Consider the following 17,709-nt stretch of genomic DNA (forward strand, 5'->3'; position numbering starts at 1 on the left):
ACTTACTAAATCATATGAAACAGCGGATGAATATCTAATCCTTCCACACAATAAGCTTCATATGATTGAGAAACCTGTTGGTAAATTGTATTTGCTTCTTGATGAGATTCACTTGCTATAAACAAACAAGCCCCGGAGCCGGTCATTAATGCATGACCATATTGGGATAACTCAACATAAGCCTTCCAAACTTCAGGATATTCCTGAAATACAACCGCCTGCATATCATTTTGAAACGGCTGTAACGATTGGAAAGTCGGCATTATGCTGGGTTTAGTATCCCGTGTCAAGCCTTCATGTGCAAAAATTTTAGCGGTTGCCACATGGACGGGGGGCTTAACGATAACATACCATTGTTTAGGAACATCTATTTCAGCCAGCTTCTCGCCCACGCCTTTGGCAAAAGCACTTCTGCCAAAAATAAAAAAAGGAACATCCGCACCAAGACTTACGCCTAAATCAATGAGTTGCTGCCTGCTCAAGCCGCATTGCCACCATTGGTTTAAAACCATTAAGACCGTGGCTGCATCGGAGCTGCCGCCGCCTAAGCCTCCGCCGGTCGGAATCACTTTATCCAACCAAATTTCAATGCCGTGCGGCACGCTTGCATGAGGCAGTAATAATTTAGCCGCCCGATAAGTCAAGTCTTGCTCAGGCTCAAGTCCTTCAACCGGCGTATGCAGAATAATCTGCCTATCGGTACGCATTTTCAGATGAACGGTATCGTATAAGCCGATCAAACAGAAAATACTTTCCAAATTATGATAACCATCGCTCCTGCGGCCGGTAATCCTCAAATCTAAATTTAATTTGGCCGGTGCAGGAAAGGCTTGGATTTCCGCTGAAACAGACATGTTATCCTCTATTTGCGTGCTGCGCATCGGGTTTGTCCATTTTTATCCAAAGAGTGGTTTACCGTGTCGAACACCAAGCGGATATTAAACTTGGCATTTTCAAGTTGTAGCGTTTTGGGCTGTCCCGAACTATTTAATGTGCGCGATATTGTCCAGTCAAACTGCTCCAGACGGCCGTCAGACAGGATTTTATATGGCGCATTGGCAACGCGTTTGCCATCTGCCCAAATATGCAGATATTGAACCGGCAAAGCAAAACCCAAAAGCTGTCTGCTCAATTCTTCAGCCGTTTCCGCCTGATAAACTTTACCCTTACTGTCTACTGCCAATACGCCTTCGCTGTCTTGACACAGTTGGCCTACGGTATTGCCCAACGGTGTATTGACATCAATGGTTTGAACCGCGTTCTGATAAGTCCAGTCAAAATTGGCATAAGAGCCTTTGCCTTCCACTTTGACAGCCAAGCGACCGTCTGCGCTAAAATCCTGCACCTGCTCGGCCGCTTGCCAACTGTTTTGCTGAGGTAAGTTTGGCTGCGCACAGGCAGCTAAAAGCAATAAGGCTGCAACCGATGATAATTGTTTTAAATTCATGGATATTCCTTCATAGGCCGTCTGAAATCAAACGCTTTTCAGACGGCCTTTGGGTTTTATTTGTGTTTTTGAATATGTGGTTTGCTAGATATTATACCGAATTTGGACATTGTCTCTTTTAATACTCGGAGATTGCTTCCGCGTTTCAAACCGTCATTCCAGATTTCTTTGGCCTTGTCTTGGTCGCCAAGCGTCCATAGGACTTCGCCCAAATGCGCGGCAACTTCGGCTTCAGGTTCTTTTTCGTAGGCATATTGGATATACGGCAAAGCCATTTGGGCATCGCCTTTAAGATAATAAGCCCAGCCTACACTATCATTAATGGCTGCGCTTTCCGGCTCCATTTGATAGGCCGTCTGAACCATTTTAAACGCTTCTTCCAAATCCTTGCCGTTGGACAGCAAGGTATAGCCCAAAGCATTCCAACCGTGCGGATTATCCGGATACAGCTCTACCACACGGCGCAAATCGGCAATCGCCTTGCCTGGCTGATTCAGCTTTTCATAAACCATCGAACGCTGATACAACACATTGGCAAGCAGCTCGGGAGAAGCTTGGGTTTTCAAGGATTTTTCGGTGGAATTTACCAAGCTGTTCAAAGCGTTCAACGATTCTTGAAGATTGGTATTTTTAGACAATACGAACAAAGCCGTACTCAACAAATCCTTAGCTTCAAAATAACGTCCTCTTTGCTCGGGCATTTTTTGTGCACGTTGCACCAAAGCCCAAGCCTCTTTATGGTTGCCCTGTTTGGCTTCGATAGAAGCGGCCAAAATGGTTTTATCAAATGTATAAGCCGTAGCCGTTACCTTATCCAGCCATTGTTTGGCTTTGGCCAATTCTTCAACATCATTATAAGAAACCGCACCAATCAACGCTGCACGGCTGCGCTGCTCTTCCGTACCGACTTTATAAGCCTTTTCCAGATAACTGTTTACCGCAGAAATATTTTCCGTCTTGCTCGCTGACAATAAGGCGGCCTGAATATACAAATCAGGGTTGGGATTTTCTTCCAACAAAGTCTGCAACCGCTTAAAAGCCTTATCATTTTGGCCATGGGCGATCAAATTGGCAATGTCCAACTCCTGCCAAATCGGAGATAAGGTTTTGGTGTCTGTCTCTTTGAAGAAGCCGTCCAGAATATCAGGATGCCGTTGCGCCATCAGACGCAGGGTAACAAAAGTCGGCGGCAAAATTTCATTGTCCAACTTGGCCAATCGCTGCAATGCGGCAATAGCATGTTTCTTTTGACCGTCTTTTGCACTAAAAATTGCATCCGCAATCGCTGCTTCAGGGAAGTCTTGATAATTCAAGGCCGTTTTATGCACCTGTTTGACCGCATCGCTGGTCAGATTCGGCTGTTGGGCTGCGGTTTGTGCCAAAAGCAGGAACACGCGCTTTTGCTCGTCTTCACTACCGCCGGCAATCACCTTGTCCAATCCGCTCAAATTCTTATCGGCTTTGCCCAGCAGCAAATTGCGCAACCAAGTCATGCGCTTTTGTGTTTCACCAGGCTCCGGCTCGATTTCGCGCCATTTTTGATAAATGGCTTCAGCCTGTTCAAATGCGTTTAAAGAAACCGCCATCTCCAGAGCGCGTTCGGCCACTTCGGGAGATTTGGTGCGATGCAAAGTCAAAATATAAGTAAACAGCGCAGAAGCCGCATCGCCCTTTTGCAAGGCCAGTTCTGAATTTAACAAAGTAAAAACCTGCGAGGTGCGGTTTTGTATACCCAACAGACGTATCCGTTCCTGTTCGCGCTCTTCAGGAGAAAAACGGTCGGCGCGGCTTTTCTTTTTGATAATCTTAGCCGATTCAAAAACAGCCTTTGAATCGCCGGGCGCGGCAAAAGTTTGTGTAGCAAACAACATCATGACAGCCGCAGCTGCTACTCGAATACGGGATGGGGAAAACAACATAACTATCCTTTTTGAGAACCTGCCGACATTTTCAGACGGCCTAAGCACTTGCAGAACAGACGCAAAGCTTTATTTATCATTCAGACATAACTGTAACACACGCACCCTATTTTGTTGACACAGCAACCGTAAACCTTGTGTAATCCTCATCTGCATAAAACCATCAGCATCAAAGATGAATACCGACCACCTTATCCATTTCCTCACTCAAGCTTCACGCTTCAGCAGCCGTATGCAAGCAGAGCGTAATCAATTAGTTACCGCCCACACGGTCAAAGAAGCAGCCGTTTTGGTCGGCATTGTCTTGCATGAAGGAACGTGGCAAATCTTACTGACCAAAAGGGCCGAAACCTTAAGGCAGCACACCGGGCAAATCGCCTTTGCCGGCGGCCGCAAAGATGCCCAAGACGACAGCCTAACGGCAACGGCGTTAAGAGAAGCTTATGAAGAAACCGCCATTCCGATTGCCGCATGGCAGACTTTTGCGCCGCTACCCTTTTATGACACGCCTTCCGGCTACCGTGTTACGCCTGTTCCGGCAATTTGCACCCAGCCCATCAACCCAAAAGCAAATCCCGACGAAGTAGCAGAAATTTTTTATCTGCCTTTGGACTTCGCCTTAAACCTGCAAAACTACACATTCCGCCAACTTCATCACAACAATCAAACCCTCGCCCTCCCCGTCCTACCTTTTCGGCACTACGACATCTGGGGGCTGACAGCAATCATCCTATATGGACTGGCAGAACGTTATCAGCAATATTGCCAAGCTTTTAAATAAGGCAAGGCCGTCTGAAAACCAATATTCAGACGGCCTTATTTGATCAATCCTCTTTACGCCGCTTCTTCATAGCATTCGACAAATTCTCCAAACCATTTCATCTCATCGCGCAGGGCAACCACTTCGCCAATCACCATTAAAGCCGGACGCTCTGCTTCGGCAGCCAACAAGCCCAAATCTTTCAGACGGCCTGTCCGCACGGTTTGATTGGGTAAAGTGCCATTAGAAATCACGGCAACGGGCGTAGAAGGCTGCCTGCCATAAGCCATTAGTTTTCCCGCAATTTCAGCCGCTTTAAGTGTACCCATATAAATCACCAGCGTTTGACGGCTTAACGCCAAAGTCTGCCAATCGGGCTGACTGCCTTCATGTTTGCTGTGGCCAGTTACAAATAAAGCACTTTGGGCACAATCGCGATGGGTTAACGGAATACCGGCATAAGCAGTAGCTCCAAGCGCGGCAGTAATACCCGGCACAATGCGGTAGGCAATCCCGGCCTGATGCAGGGTTTGCACTTCCTCCCCGCCGCGACCGAACACAAAAGGATCGCCGCCTTTCAACCTTACCACACGCTCGCCTTTTTGAGCGTGTTCAACCAATAGACGGTTGGTTTCTTCCTGCTGAACATGGTGCGCACCGGCACGTTTACCCACGCTGATTTTCACCGCATCTTTGCGCACCATCGCCAAAATCTCATCCGACACCAAAGCATCGTAAAACACCGTATCCGCAGCCTGTATCGCCTGCAAAGCATGTATGGTCAGCAAGCCCGGATCGCCCGGCCCTGCACCCACCAAAACCACTTCGCCTCCAAACGGCGTTTCCCGATTCAACTGCGTTATCAATTCGCGTTCTGCCGCCTCGATATTGTTTTGAGCCGCAAAAATACTGAAACGGCTGTCGAACAACTTTTCCCAAAAATAACGGCGTCGTTCGACATGATGAATCGTCTGTTTAACCTTTTCGCGCCATTTACCTGCAATACGCGCCATCGTGCCCGTATGCAACGGAATCAATGTTTCAATAATCTGCCGCCATTTCCGTGCCAATACAGGCGCAGTCCCAGCGCTGGATATGGCTATCTTCAACGACCCCCTATCCACCACGGCAGGCACAATAAACGAACACAAATCCGCCGTATCCACCGTATTGCACAATTTCGCCCGTCGTTCCGCCACTTCAAAAACACGGCGGTTAAACATGCCATTATCCGTCGCCGCAATAACGAAATACACCTCGTCCAACATGGCTTCTTCAAACAAGCCGCCCAGCCAAACTATTTTCCCTTCAGTCACCCACTGCTGAAACTGCGGATTCAGAGTTTCCGCAACAACGCGTACGCGCGCTCCGGCAGACAACAGGCTTTCCGCCTTGCGTTCGGCAACCTTACCCGCACCTGCCAGTAAAACTGGGCGGTCTCTCAAATCGGCAAACAAAGGATAATGTCTCATGGTCGTGTTCTTGCTTTATCAATGATTATCCGCCGATATTAAAGGCCGTCTAAAAAAATAGGAAAGAATGGTTTCTGATTTTCTTATGGTGTTTGGTTATATGCCTGCAAAAACCGTCTTTCGAATAATAAAGCATTCAGACGGCCTTTTTTGAATTTCAATCATAAGCCGAATTATTTTAGATATTTGCTATCAAACGGGGAACTTATTTTCCGCTCTGTCTACTAAAAAGTCTTAACAATTATCCATATCAACAACTTAAGTGATATTAATTTGTTAAGGTAATTTCAAAATATAATATTTAGAAGCGAATATACAGCATGACAACTGAAGCAAAAACAGCCCCTTTACCGACTATTCTCTTTAACAAGGCAGCCTATACCAACGGCGATGATGTTATTCTGAACATCTCCAATAAGACAGACAAAATCACCTCTGTTACCGTCAGCCATTTAGGGACGGAAATCCAAAAATTGGATCATCTGGACGCAACCTCCGTCAAACTCTCTTCCGATATTTTTTCACCCAATTCAGGCTACGTCGTCAAAGTAGAGACCGTTGACAACACCGGCAACCACACCAGCAAAACACTGGGATTGTCTGTCGAAGACGACTGGACCATTTTTCCCCGCTATGGCGTAGTGGCGGGATCTAACGATAATTCGGCAGAACGAAACAACTCCATGACCAATGACCAGCTCGCAGGCTATCAAAACAATATCGAGCAACTGGCACAAATGCACATCAACAATTATTTCTTCTATGATGTGTACGACACAACCTCCAATCCATTTCCAAACGTCAACAGCTTCAAACAAGAATGGGCGACTTGGGCTGTCAACAACGGCCAACCCAACCCTCCCCAAATCGATACCCTGCTGATTAAAAACCTCGTAAACAAAATTCACGAAAAAGGCGGCAGTGCCATGCTCTACAATATGCTTAACGCCGCCTCCAATGACGAACTCGATAACCCGGCCATCAAAGAAATTTTAAATAATGTCAAACTCTACAATGCCCAAGAGCATTCCAACTTCGGCAAAGCCGGTGCAGAAACCAAAACATCCGTACAACAATTCGTCGATCCTGCCGACAAAAGCTGGCAAAACTATATCGTCAACACCATGATCAAAGCCCTGAAAACAGGCGGCTTCGACGGCTGGCAGGCCGATACCATGGGTGATAACCTCGTTTACAAAATACAAAACGGCCAAAAGACTGAAAACTTCAGAATGTCTGACGGTTATGACGATTTGTCAGCCGCAGCTGCGGAAAAGCTACACGATTACGGTCAAACTTATATGATCAACGACATCAGCACAGGCAGGGCCGATGTCTTATCCACCATAGGCATGGATGTTCCTTACTCAGAAATCTGGCCGCGCAATTTTAAAGATACAGCCGGAAATACCCATTATGAAAACCACAACTATGCCGAGCTTAAACGCTTGGTAGGCCGTCTGTACGATTACAATCACGTTTCCCCGATTATTGCCGCCTATACTCAAAAAGGTACCCACCCGGAAGATCATTCTTCCGAACTCAATCCGGACAACGAATTGCTGGTCGATGCCGTTATCGCAGCGAGTGGCGGCTACCACATGACTGTTGCCGCATTAAACAACCACCCGGATAAAAACGCACATGGTTTTGGTATTTTGCAAGATCCATACTATCCCGCTCAAACGCTCAAAACCAACGAAACCCTGGCCAAATCAGAATTCAACTATCAACAATTCATTACCGCCTATGAGGAGCTGCTTCGCGGCGAAGGCTTGGTTGAACTCAAAGACAGTCATGCCTCCATCGTAGCATCCGACGGCTACGACATGACTTCCACCTCAGGCGAAGGAGGCAAAGTTTATACATGGACCAAAGCCACCGCAGACGGCGGCCGAGTTGTCCAATTAATCAATCTCGCAGGCCTCGACAAAGACACCAATTGGAACAGCTCCAACCACCACACGCTGAAACTCGACAACCCTAAAGTCAGAATCCCGTTTGATATGGAAATCAGCGCAGAACAGGCCGAGCAAGCCATCGTACAACTGGCTTCCCCCGACTCAGACGATATATCCATGCACACATTGGAATCTTCCGTCATCTATGAAAACGGCAAACCGGTGGCACTGGAAGTCACCGTACCGAGCCTGGATGTCTGGGATATGCTTTATGTCAGCAATTTAGGACAGGCAAGCGTCAGCCAAACCTTTGCCGACGGCAAAACCACATTCAACGGCACCCACGCCGACGACCATATCAAAGGTACTGAAAGCGAAGACATCATCTACGGTAACCGGGGCAATGATGAGATTCACGGCGGCAGCGGCAATGACAAATTGTCCGGCGGCACCGGCGACGACGTCATCAACGGCGATGCCGGCAGCGATATTCTCTACGGAGGCGGTGGCAATGACCATCTGAACGGCGGTTTAGACAATGACACGCTGTATGGCGGCGCCGGTAACGATACTATGTTGGGCGAAGCAGGTAACGATATCCTTCACGGAGGCGCTGGCAACGACACACTGTTTGGCGGCTTAGGGGACGATATATTGCACGGCGAAGCCGGTAACGATACCTATGTATTCAATCGCGGCGAAGGCCATGACACCATTTTCGACCATCACGGCACAAACGCCATCCAATTCGGCGCTGGCATTTTCCTCTCGGATCTGTCGCTCGAAACCGTCAACGAAAAGGACGGCACGACTTGGAACATCACCATTCGTGGCGAAAACAATCACAACGACCTCATCACCATCGACCACCAATATGCCGACATCCATACCGACGCCCAAGGTCAAAAAATCCCCTCAGTCAGCGAATTCCGCTTTGACGAAGGTACGTTCAACATTGACCAGTTAATGCATATTTTAGGTTAACCATTAAAATATCGAGCATCCCAAAGCCGGACTTTCAAAAAGAGTCCGGCTTTTCTTGCCTGCAACGCCACTTCCATTTTTCAGACGGCCTTTGCCTGCGTATAATATCGGTCTAATTTACAACTCAAACGAGCTTAGTCTAGCCATGACCGAATCCATCCGCCTGCCCGCTTCCACACTCAAGCCCTCCACCGTTGCCCTGCCCGGATCCAAAAGCATCAGCAACCGCACGCTGCTCTTGGCGGCACTCTCCGACAACGTTTACGAAATCCATTCTTTGCTCAAATCCGACGATACCGACCGAATGCTTGAAGCACTCGACAGACTCGGCGTGCAAATTGAATCTTTACCTGAAGGCCGTCTGAAAGTTCATGGCACCGGCGGCCATTTTCCCAATCAATCCGCCGATTTGTTTTTAGGCAATGCCGGTACGGCATTCCGCCCCTTGACTGCCGCGCTTGCCGTTTTGGGTGGCGACTATCATCTGCATGGTGTACCGCGTATGCACGAACGCCCCATCGGCGATTTGGTGGACGCGCTGCGCATTGCCGGCGCGGACGTACAATATCTGGGCAATGAAAACTACCCTCCGCTTCGGATCGGCAAACGCCAAGACAACGGCGAGCGCGTTATTCCGATTAAAGGCAATGTTTCCAGCCAATTCCTGACCGCCCTGCTGATGGCTTTGCCCTTGACCGGACAAGCCTTTGAAATCCACATGGTAGGCGAGTTGATTTCCAAGCCTTATATCGACATCACACTCAAACTGATGGCACAGTTTGGTGTGGACATCATCAATGAAGACTACCGTGTATTTAAAATCCCGGCCGGTGCCAAATATCATGCGCCCGAACATTTATATGTAGAAGGCGATGCCTCCAGCGCGTCTTATTTCTTGGGTGCAGGCCTGATTGCCGGTACACCCATCCGCGTAACTGGCATCGGCGCACACAGCATTCAAGGCGACGTTGCCTTCGCCCGCGAATTAGAGAAAATCGGAGCAGATGTCATTTGGGGCGAAAATTTTGTTGAAATTTCCCGTCCTGCCGAACGCAAGATTCAGGCTTTTGATTTAGATGCCAACCATATTCCTGATGCGGCCATGACCTTGGCCATTGTTGCATTGGCCACCAAACAGCCCTGCACCCTGCGCAATATCGGCTCATGGCGCGTCAAAGAAACCGACCGTATCGCCGCCATGGCAACCGAACTGCGCAAACTGGGCGCAGAAGTCGTTGAAGAATCCGAAGCCATCCATATTACGCCGCCCAAAACGCTTACCCCCGATGCCGTCATCGACACTTATGATGACCACCGCATGGCCATGTGTTTCTCGCTGGTTTCGCTTTTGGGCGTCCCCGTCATCATCAACGACCCGAAATGTACGCATAAAACTTTCCCCGACTATTTCCAAGTTTTTGCATCATTGACCAACTGATTGATTATTCAACATTTCAGACGGCCTGTTGCATACAAAAAACACAGGCCGTCTGAAAAACAAAAATAAAACTATACTTTTTCTTAATTTGTGCGATAATAGCTAAATAAATTCTTAGCAATTCATATTTCCTTTCGGAGAGAAAACATGTCAGACGAAAAAAGCAAAGCCTTAGCCGCAGCCCTTGCCCAAATCGAAAAAAACTTCGGCAAAGGTTCCATCATGAAAATGGACGGCAGCCAACAGGAAGAAAACCTTGATGTTATTTCCACCGGCTCCCTCGGCGTGGACTTGGCGCTCGGCGTCGGCGGCCTGCCCCGTGGACGCGTGGTTGAAATTTTCGGCCCGGAATCCTCCGGTAAAACCACACTCTGTCTCGAAGCCATTGCCCAATGTCAAAAAAATGGCGGCATCTGCGCATTCATCGATGCCGAGCATGCTTTTGACCCGATTTACGCCCGCAAACTCGGCGTAAAAGTCGAAGAACTCTATCTCTCCCAACCGGATACCGGCGAACAGGCATTGGAAATCTGCGATACATTAGTACGCTCAGGCGGTATCGATATGGTCGTTGTCGACTCCGTAGCCGCACTTGTGCCTAAAGCCGAGATCGAAGGCGAAATGGGCGACAGCCACGTCGGCCTGCAAGCCCGCCTGATGAGCCAAGCCTTGCGCAAACTGACCGGCCACATCAAACGCACCAATACATTGGTTGTTTTCATTAACCAAATCCGTATGAAAATCGGCGTGATGTTCGGCAGCCCTGAAACCACAACCGGCGGTAACGCGCTCAAATTCTACGCTTCTGTCCGCCTCGACATCCGCCGTACCGGTCAGATTAAAAAAGGCGATGACGTCATTGGTAACGAAACCAAAGTCAAAGTCATCAAAAACAAAGTTGCGCCTCCGTTCCGTCAAGCCGAATTTGATATTCTTTACGGCGAAGGCATCAGCTGGGAAGGCGAATTGATCGACTTGGGCGTCAAACATGACATCGTTGAGAAATCCGGTGCATGGTACAGCTACAACGGCGCAAAAATCGGTCAAGGCAAAGACAACGTCCGCGTTTGGCTGAAAGAAAATCCTGATGTTGCCAACGAAATCGATGCCAAAATCCGTGCGGCAGTCGGTATCAATGTCGATATTACCGAAGGCAAATTAGACGATACCGACGGCGAACGTCCTGAAGAATAAGTCTGTTTGAAATAAAAGGTCAAAAAAGACCAAATAAAAGGCCGTCTGAAATCCAACCATTAATCGGATTTCAGACGGCCTTTTATTCAATACTGCTTAAAGCCCTAATGCCTGAGCGTGAAACTCGATATGCGAATCGATAAAGCTGGCAATAAAGAAATAGTCATGCCCATAGCCCGGGCGTACTTTATATTGGATATTGAAACCTTTTTCGCGTGCTGAGCGGACAAACCCTTCCGGTTGTAGGACTTCAGGATACAAAGCATCTTCACTGCCGACATCAATCAAAACAGGCAATTTATGCGAGGCCGCCTGAAGCAGCTCTGTACTGTCATAGCGTTTCCATGTTTCTACGTTTTGACCCAAATAAGCTGAAAACGCCTGCCTGCCGCCTTCCGTATCGATAGGATGACATAAAGGTGCAAAAGCGGAAACCGCAGCATATCGGCCGGGATAGTTCAAAGCCAACTGCAGCGCGCCATGCCCGCCCATGCTGAAACCTGCAATGCTGCGCTCTTTCATTACCGGGAAATGATGCTCGATCAAATCAGGCAATTCTTGGCTGATATAGCTTTCCATTTGATAATGCTGCGCCCAAGGTGCTTCAGTTGCATTGACATAAAATCCGGCACCCTGTCCAAGATAATGTTCCTCACTGTCGGCAACGTGCTGACCGCGTGGCGAGGTATCCGGAAAAACCACAATAATATTCCATTGCGCCGCAAAACGTTGGATTCCGCTTTGCCGAACCAATTCAGAACCATCACTATTTAAGCCGGAAAGAAAATATAAAACAGGCGCAGGATAGCCTTTTAAGACTTGTGGCGGCAGATAGGCATCAAATACCATATCCGTCCGGCAGGTTTGAGAAAAATGGCGGTACCGTTCCTGATGCCCGTTAAACATCTTTCTGCGTTCCAGCAAATGCAATTCTGAATTTTTCATTTTATTCCTTGTAGGGAAACAACAATAAGCAGAATGTTAGCGCAAAACCTGCCCATCGTGTTGTTGCCCCATCCTTTTAAGTCAACCCAATCTGCTTTAAACAAGGCTTGCCAATCATGCGAAATCATTACGCCGACAGCATTTAAAATCTATACACAATCTCTGTGGATAAATCTGTTGATAAGCTTTGGGTAATCGTAAAATTTTCTTTAGGAACAAACCAAGTCTTAAATTGACTAAAATTTAATCAAATAAAACATAATAAAATCAAATAGTTATATTTATAAGATTTTACTATAATCATACAGTGAAAATTTATAGGTAAAACAAGGTTATGCGGCTTTGTGCATAAATTAGGGTTGACATCCCTAAAAATCACCCCGAATCAAAAGCTGCGTAAAACAACGGCCGATTTCATCAGATACCATTCAAAAGACACGCGGCCATACATTTTGCGTTACAATACGCACTTATTTTTAAGAAAGAAAAATACGCCATGAAAGCCTCCCAGTTCTTCATTTCTACCCTTAAAGAAGCCCCTGCCGAAGCCGCACTTGCCAGCCACAAGCTGATGATCCGTGCCGGCTTGATCAAAGCCAACGCATCCGGTCTTTATACTTGGATGCCGATGGGTCTGCGCGTATTGCGCAAAGTTGAAAATATCGTGCGCGAAGAAATGGCCCGCGCGGGTAGCGTGGAGCTGCTGATGCCGGTGGTACAACCTGCCGAGCTGTGGCAAGAATCCGGCCGCTGGGAGTTTTACGGTAAAGAACTGCTGCGCCTGAAAGACCGCCACGATCGCGATTTCTGTATGGGTCCGACTTGCGAAGAAGTCATTGCCGACATCGTGCGCAAAGAAGTCAACAGCTACAAACAACTGCCGAAAAACTTTTACCACATCCAAACCAAATTCCGCGATGAAGTGCGTCCGCGCTTCGGTGTGATGCGTGCGCGCGAGTTCGTCATGAAAGACGCTTATTCCTTCCATGCCGACTATGCCTCGCTTCAGACGACCTATCAAGATATGTACGACGCTTACTGCCGTATCTTCACCCGTTTGGGTTTGGAATTTCGTCCTGTTGCTGCGGATACCGGCAGCATCGGCGGTACCGGCTCTCACGAATTCCAAGTATTGGCTGAAAGCGGCGAAGACGTTATTGCATATAGCGATACTTCCGATTACGCCGCCAATATCGAGCTGGCACCGACTTTGCCGCTTAAAGGCGAACGCGCCGCTGCTCAAGCTGAGTTGACCAAAGTACATACACCAAACGTCAAAACCATTGAGTCTTTGGTTGAATTCCTCAATATTCCGGTTGAACAAACCCTCAAATCAATCGTGGTTGAAGGCGAAAACGAAGGCGAACTCGTCCTGCTGCTGTTACGCGGCGACCATGAATTTAACGATATTAAGGCGGAAAAACTGGCCGGCGTGAAATCGCCACTGACCATGGCCAGCCCTGCCGCGATTGTTGAACAGTTCGGCGCAAACGGCGGCTCTCTCGGCCCTGTCGACTTCGAAGGTAAAGTCTATGCCGATTTCGCCACCGAAAAAGGCGCAGACTGGGTTATCGGCGCGAACGAAGACGACTACCACTATACCGGCTTCAACTTCGGCCGCAATGCTGCCGAGCCTGAATTTGTCGATTTGCGCAATGTCATCGAAGGCGACATCAGCCCCGACGAACAAGGCCGTCTGAAACTGGCGCGCGGTATTGAAGTCGGCCACGTTTTCCAATTACGCGACAAATATACTCAAGCCATGAATGTCAGCTTCTTGGACAATAACGGCAAATCCCAAATCATGGAAATGGGCTGCTACGGTATCGGTATTACCCGCGTTGTGGCCGCCGCCATCGAACAAAACAACGATGAAAAAGGCATTGTTTGGACCAAAGCGATGGCGCCGTTTGAAGTTGTGATCGTGCCGATGAACTACAAAAAATCAGAAGCTGTACGCGAAGCCGCCGACAAAATCTATGCCGAGCTTCTGGCCGCAGGCGCGGATGTATTGCTGGATGACCGCGACGAACGTGCAGGCGTATTGCTGAATGACTCCGAGCTGCTGGGTATTCCTCACCGCATCGTCATCGGCGATCGTGCCTTAAAAGAAGGCAATGTCGAATATGCCGAGCGCCGTGACAATCAGGCTCAAGCCATTGCAGTATCAGAAGTTGTTGCCAAGGTTTTGGTCGCATTGAACGATTAAGTTTTTTCAATGATAAAAAGGCCGTCTGAAACTGATTATCTCGTTTCAGACGGCCTTTTTCTGTTTTAATAAATAATATTTTTTCCGTAGCTCTCTAATATTTCTTTGATTTTCAAAATAGTTTCTTTAGGCGGCGGATGTACGCCTTTTAATTTGTATTCGTCGCCACACAAAGCCCATTTGTGTGCGCCCAATTCGTGATACGGTAAAAGCTCGACCATTTCGACATTATCCATATCACCGATAAACTCGCCCAATAAATGCGCTGACCGCTCATCATCGGTATAACCGGGAACAACCACATAACGCACCCGCGTCGGCTGATTGCGTTCGGCAAGATAGCGTGCGAATTTCAACGTTTTGGTATTGGGAATACCGACGAGCACTTTATGAATTTCAGGATCGATTTGTTTCAAGTCGAGCATGACCAAATTGGTATGATCAAGCAAATCATCCAAAATCGAATCATAGTGCAAAGCATAGCCATTGCTGTCGAGACAGGTATGAATATCGTGTTCCCGACAGGCCGTAAACCAGTCGCGTACAAACTCATATTGCAATAACGGCTCGCCGCCGGTTGCCGTTACGCCTCCGCCTGTCGCACGCAAATAATGACGATAAGTCATAACCTGCTTCATCACGGTTGCCACGTCCAATTCCTGCGCCTGCTCGGTATGCAAATCCCAAGTATCGCGATTATGGCAATAAAGGCAACGCATCAGGCAACCTTGCAGAAAGAGGACATAGCGTAAACCCGGACCATCGACAGCGCCGCAAGATTCAATCGAATGAACAATGCCTTTGCCGTTATAGTGACGGTGGCCAAGGTCTTTCAGTTCCGGCTCGGGGGTAATGGCAAAAGTCGTGGACATAGTGTTCGGCTCAAAAATGTTTTTGCTTACATGGATTGTACGATAATAAAGGCCGTCTGAACATTTCAGACGGCCTCGGAGCTTTGTTTCAAAACAAACCAAATGCAAATTTAGCTTCTGGTTTGTTTCTCCACCCGGATTACATGGTTTCTGTGAACGTACGGGTAATCACGTCAAGCTGTTGTTCGCGGGTCAACGAGTTGAAACGAACCGCATAACCAGACACACGAATGGTCAACTGCGGATATTTCTCCGGATGATGCATCGCATCTTCCAAAGTCTCGCGATTCAATACGTTGACGTTCAAGTGTTGACCGCCTTCCAAAATACCGTCTTCATGGTGGAAATAACCGTCCATCAGACCGGCAAGGTTGCGTTCGCGAGAATGCTCGTCTTTACCCAATGCGCCAGGAATAATGGAGAAGGTATAGGAAATACCGTCTTTGGCAAACTCAAATGGCAGTTTGGCTACGGAAGTCAATGAAGCGACTGCACCATTGACGTCACGACCGTGCATTGGGTTTGCACCCGGACCAAACGGAGCGCCTGCGCGGCGGCCGTCCGGAGTATTACCGGTTTTCTTACCGTAAACAACGTTGGAAGTAATGGTCAACACAGACTGAGTTGGAGTGGCGTTGCGGTAAGTTTTGTGGGTGGCCACTTTTTTCATAAACCGTTCCACCAAGTCGCAGGCGATATCGTCAACGCGGTCGTCGTTGTTACCGAATTGCGGATATTCGCCTTCGATTTCGAAGTCAACGGCAATACCGTTTTCATCACGAATCGGTTTCACTTTGGCGTATTTGATGGCGGACAATGAGTCGGCGGCTACAGACAAACCGGCGATACCGCATGCCATCGTACGTTTCACGTCACGGTCGTGCAACGCCATCAACGCGGCTTCGTAGCTGTATTTGTCGTGCATGTAGTGAATAATGTTCAGCGCGGTAACGTATTGGGTTGCCAACCAATCCATGAATTTGTCCATGCGCTCAAAGACAGTGTCGTAGTCCAAAACTTCGTCCATAATCGGCTCGGTTTTCGGGCCAACCTGCTCTTTAGATTTCTCGTCCACGCCGCCGTTGATTGCGTACAGCAGGGTTTTTGCCAAGTTGGCGCGTGCGCCGAAGAACTGCATTTGTTTGCCGACCACCATCGGGCTGACGCAGCAGGCAATGGCGTAGTCGTCGCTGTTAAAGTCAGGACGCATCAAATCGTCGTTTTCATATTGGATGGACGAAGTATCGATGGATACTTTGGCGCAGAATTCTTTAAAGCCTTGCGGCAGTTGTTCTGACCACAATACAGTGATGTTTGGCTCAGGAGACGGACCCATGTTGTACAGGGTATGCAGCACGCGGAAGTTGGTGCGGGTTACCAAGGTACGGCCGTCCAAGCCCATACCGCCGATGGATTCGGTTGCCCAAATCGGGTCGCCGGAGAAGAGTTGGTCGTATTCGGGCGTACGCAGGAAACGGACCATACGCAGTTTCATCACCAAGTGGTCGATAAATTCTTGCGCTTGGGTTTCGGTAATTACGCCGTTTTTCAGGTCGCGTTCGATGTAAATATCCAAGAACGAAGACACGCGACCGAAGGACATCGCTGCGCCGTTTTGAGATTTAACGGCGGCAAGGTAGGCGAAGTAAGTCCATTGGATGGCTTCTTGTGCATTTTTTGCAGGACCGGAAATGTCGTAGCCGTAAGAAGCCGCCATTTCTTTCATTTGACCCAAGGCTTTGTATTGTTCGTTGATTTCTTCGCGACGGCGGATGACCTCTTCCAAGTCCACACCGTTTTCCAAATCGGCTTGCAGTGAGTTGAACTGGTTGAGTTTGTCTTTCATCAAGAAGTCGATACCGTACAATGCCACACGACGGTAGTCGCCGATAATACGGCCGCGGCCATAAGCATCCGGCAGGCCGGTGATCACACCGGATTTGCGGCAACGGCGGATGTCGGGCGTATAAACATCAAACACGCCTTGGTTGTGAGTTTTGCGGTATTTGGTGAAAATTTCGCTGACTTCGGGATTCAACTCAACGTTGTATACTTTGCACGCGTCTTGCACCATTTTCAAACCGCCAAACGGCATGATCGAGCGTTTCAAAGGCTCGTCAGTTTGCAGGCCGACGATGGTTTCCAAATCTTTGTCGATATAGCCTGGAGCATGGCTGGTAATGCCAGAGACAATTTGCGCATCGATTTTATACGGCTCGTGTGTACGGTTTTCAACCTTGATGCCTTCCATCACTTCCGCCCACAGCTTGGTTGTGGCTTCGGTTGCAGGGGCTAAGAATGAAGCATCGCCCTCATATGGCGTGTAGTTTTTTTGAATAAAATCGCGAACATCTACGTTGGTTTCCCAGTTACCACCGACAAAACCTTCCCAAGCGGCAGGACGTTGCTGAACATCATTTGACATATCAAGCTCCTAATTTTATTGAAAATATAGACTGTAAATTTTCTGAAAGGATAACATCAATACCCATTTATTTACAGGGGTTTTTGTGAAATAAAATTACAGATTTGGTTTTTCTTGATTTACGTCAATGAGAATAATTGTTA

Annotated in this window: 12 protein-coding genes; 5 read left to right on the forward strand and 7 right to left on the reverse strand. The window is 48.1% G+C overall.

Features of this window, described 5'->3' with window-relative positions; genetic code table 11:
- Positions 1–5: 5 nt before the first annotated feature.
- From ispE to ACTHRY_RS03765, 3 genes are read right to left on the reverse strand one after another with little or no spacing between them, the layout of a single operon-like run.
- A complete protein-coding gene (gene ispE, locus ACTHRY_RS03755) occupies positions 6–854 on the reverse strand; it encodes a 4-(cytidine 5'-diphospho)-2-C-methyl-D-erythritol kinase (RefSeq protein WP_049322212.1) in 849 nt (282 codons plus the stop codon).
- 8 nt (positions 855–862) lie between these two features.
- The gene (gene lolB, locus ACTHRY_RS03760; RefSeq protein ID WP_049322206.1) at positions 863–1,447 is read right to left on the reverse strand and encodes a lipoprotein insertase outer membrane protein LolB; all 585 of its coding nucleotides are present in this window, start codon (positions 1,445–1,447) and stop codon (positions 863–865) included.
- A 56-nt stretch (positions 1,448–1,503) separates the two neighbouring features.
- Positions 1,504–3,366, reverse strand: a complete 1,863-nt coding sequence (locus tag ACTHRY_RS03765; protein ID WP_440374059.1) for a tetratricopeptide repeat protein — start codon at positions 3,364–3,366, stop codon at positions 1,504–1,506.
- 175 nt (positions 3,367–3,541) lie between these two features.
- Here ACTHRY_RS03765 and ACTHRY_RS03770 point away from each other — a divergent pair, with 175 nt between their 5' ends.
- A complete protein-coding gene (locus tag ACTHRY_RS03770) occupies positions 3,542–4,147 on the forward strand; it encodes a CoA pyrophosphatase (protein ID WP_440374060.1) in 606 nt (201 codons plus the stop codon).
- 53 nt (positions 4,148–4,200) lie between these two features.
- On the opposite strand, the gene cysG is transcribed toward ACTHRY_RS03770, so the two are convergent.
- Positions 4,201–5,598 carry a siroheme synthase CysG gene (gene cysG, locus ACTHRY_RS03775; protein ID WP_101755210.1) on the reverse strand — a complete coding sequence of 466 codons (1,398 nt, stop codon included), beginning with the start codon at positions 5,596–5,598 and terminating at the stop codon, positions 4,201–4,203.
- 320 nt (positions 5,599–5,918) lie between these two features.
- On the opposite strand from cysG, the gene ACTHRY_RS03780 reads away from it, so the two are divergent.
- From ACTHRY_RS03780 to recA, 3 genes are all read left to right on the forward strand, one after another.
- Positions 5,919–8,483, forward strand: a complete 2,565-nt coding sequence (locus ACTHRY_RS03780; protein WP_049322200.1) for a glycoside hydrolase family 66 protein — start codon at positions 5,919–5,921, stop codon at positions 8,481–8,483.
- 145 nt (positions 8,484–8,628) lie between these two features.
- Positions 8,629–9,921 carry a 3-phosphoshikimate 1-carboxyvinyltransferase gene (gene aroA / locus ACTHRY_RS03785; RefSeq protein ID WP_049322199.1) on the forward strand — a complete coding sequence of 431 codons (1,293 nt, stop codon included), beginning with the start codon at positions 8,629–8,631 and terminating at the stop codon, positions 9,919–9,921.
- A 147-nt stretch (positions 9,922–10,068) separates the two neighbouring features.
- Positions 10,069–11,115, forward strand: a complete 1,047-nt coding sequence (gene recA / locus ACTHRY_RS03790; RefSeq protein WP_049322198.1) for a recombinase RecA — start codon at positions 10,069–10,071, stop codon at positions 11,113–11,115.
- Positions 11,116–11,211: 96 nt separating this feature from the next.
- Here recA and fghA read toward each other — a convergent pair whose 3' ends face one another.
- On the reverse strand, positions 11,212–12,060 hold the full coding sequence (gene fghA / locus ACTHRY_RS03795) for an S-formylglutathione hydrolase (RefSeq protein WP_049322197.1): 849 nt from the start codon (positions 12,058–12,060) through the stop codon (positions 11,212–11,214).
- Between the two features lie 496 nt (positions 12,061–12,556).
- Here fghA and ACTHRY_RS03800 point away from each other — a divergent pair, with 496 nt between their 5' ends.
- Positions 12,557–14,269 carry a proline--tRNA ligase gene (locus ACTHRY_RS03800; protein WP_049359761.1) on the forward strand — a complete coding sequence of 571 codons (1,713 nt, stop codon included), beginning with the start codon at positions 12,557–12,559 and terminating at the stop codon, positions 14,267–14,269.
- A 65-nt stretch (positions 14,270–14,334) separates the two neighbouring features.
- On the opposite strand, the gene pflA is transcribed toward ACTHRY_RS03800, so the two are convergent.
- Positions 14,335–15,141, reverse strand: coding sequence for a pyruvate formate lyase 1-activating protein (pflA, locus tag ACTHRY_RS03805; protein WP_049359759.1), 807 nt, complete (start codon positions 15,139–15,141; stop codon positions 14,335–14,337).
- Between the two features lie 139 nt (positions 15,142–15,280).
- Positions 15,281–17,566: a formate C-acetyltransferase gene (gene pflB / locus ACTHRY_RS03810; RefSeq protein ID WP_049359758.1), complete on the reverse strand. Its 2,286-nt coding sequence runs from the start codon at positions 17,564–17,566 to the stop codon at positions 15,281–15,283.
- Positions 17,567–17,709 lie beyond the last annotated feature (143 nt).

This window comes from Neisseria sp. P0004.S004, assembly GCF_051963335.1.
Taxonomy (GTDB): domain Bacteria; phylum Pseudomonadota; class Gammaproteobacteria; order Burkholderiales; family Neisseriaceae; genus Neisseria.

What these genes read in the sequence shown, in the direction of transcription:
- ACTHRY_RS03780 (WP_049322200.1), top strand. Translation starts at nt 5,919, where the DNA reads ATGACAACTGAAGCAAAAACAGCCCCTTTACCGACTATTCTCTTTAAC.
- ispE (WP_049322212.1), bottom strand. Translation starts at nt 854, where the DNA reads ATGTCTGTTTCAGCGGAAATCCAAGCCTTTCCTGCACCGGCCAAATTA.
- ACTHRY_RS03800 (WP_049359761.1), top strand. Translation starts at nt 12,557, where the DNA reads ATGAAAGCCTCCCAGTTCTTCATTTCTACCCTTAAAGAAGCCCCTGCC.
- cysG (WP_101755210.1), bottom strand. Translation starts at nt 5,598, where the DNA reads ATGAGACATTATCCTTTGTTTGCCGATTTGAGAGACCGCCCAGTTTTA.
- ACTHRY_RS03765 (WP_440374059.1), bottom strand. Translation starts at nt 3,366, where the DNA reads ATGTTGTTTTCCCCATCCCGTATTCGAGTAGCAGCTGCGGCTGTCATG.
- ACTHRY_RS03770 (WP_440374060.1), top strand. Translation starts at nt 3,542, where the DNA reads ATGAATACCGACCACCTTATCCATTTCCTCACTCAAGCTTCACGCTTC.
- pflB (WP_049359758.1), bottom strand. Translation starts at nt 17,566, where the DNA reads ATGTCAAATGATGTTCAGCAACGTCCTGCCGCTTGGGAAGGTTTTGTC.
- aroA (WP_049322199.1), top strand. Translation starts at nt 8,629, where the DNA reads ATGACCGAATCCATCCGCCTGCCCGCTTCCACACTCAAGCCCTCCACC.
- lolB (WP_049322206.1), bottom strand. Translation starts at nt 1,447, where the DNA reads ATGAATTTAAAACAATTATCATCGGTTGCAGCCTTATTGCTTTTAGCT.
- pflA (WP_049359759.1), bottom strand. Translation starts at nt 15,141, where the DNA reads ATGTCCACGACTTTTGCCATTACCCCCGAGCCGGAACTGAAAGACCTT.
- fghA (WP_049322197.1), bottom strand. Translation starts at nt 12,060, where the DNA reads ATGAAAAATTCAGAATTGCATTTGCTGGAACGCAGAAAGATGTTTAAC.
- recA (WP_049322198.1), top strand. Translation starts at nt 10,069, where the DNA reads ATGTCAGACGAAAAAAGCAAAGCCTTAGCCGCAGCCCTTGCCCAAATC.